The sequence below is a fragment of the Rahnella bonaserana genome (genome assembly GCF_019049675.1).
In the GTDB taxonomy this organism is placed as follows: Bacteria; Pseudomonadota; Gammaproteobacteria; order Enterobacterales; family Enterobacteriaceae; genus Rahnella; species Rahnella bonaserana.
Genome location: NZ_JAFMOW010000029.1, coordinates 1 through 681 on the forward strand (window position 1 = coordinate 1; position 681 = coordinate 681).

Consider the following 681-nt stretch of genomic DNA (forward strand, 5'->3'; position numbering starts at 1 on the left):
CGCCGGAAGATAAACGCTGGATAGCGGTACCCAGTGAAGACTGTGATTTATTCAGGTTGTTCTGTGCTACCAGGCTCAGGGAGTTGGTATTAATAACTTGTGCCATTGAGATTTCCTCGAGTATTTAAAATGTAACACTGCAACTGTATTTAAATTGAGTGATGCGTAATTCCGTTCGCATATAATAAATATCGGTGGAAGGAAAAATGACTAAACAGGTTTTTGCGTTATTTTTATTTCGGTGGCTTATTTGATGAAATGCCTGCAATTGTGGCATCAGTTCAGGGGATGGTGTTAGTCTTTCTTATTACAGAAAACACCCTTATTACAAAAACTCTCTTATTAAAAAATCTCTTTTATTAAAAAAATACCCCCGCCTGTGAGGGCGGGGGTATTAATGATAACGTCTTGTAGCGTATTACGAGCTGACTTAGCGCAGCAGAGACAGTACGTTCTGCGGAACCTGGTTCGCCTGGGCCAGTACGGTCACGCCTGCAGACTGCAGGATGTTTGCACGGCTCATGTTAGACACTTCAGACGCGAAGTCAGCATCGAGGATACGTGAACGGGATTCAGACAGGTTGTTCACGGTGCTGTTCAGGTTGCTGATAACAGAATCGAAACGGTTCTGTACCGCACCCAGACCGGAGCGCAGTTCATCAACCTGTGCCAGTGCATCGT

Annotated in this window: 1 protein-coding gene and 1 pseudogene; both read right to left on the minus strand. The window is 44.6% G+C overall.

Annotated elements, in window-relative coordinates:
- A pseudogene (locus tag J1778_RS00135) lies at positions 1-106 on the minus strand (flagellin FliC); the annotation flags it as partial.
- A gap of 324 nt (positions 107-430) precedes the next feature.
- Positions 431-681: flagellin (locus J1778_RS00140; protein WP_274388718.1), on the minus strand; the 251-nt coding region annotated here is incomplete at its 5' end.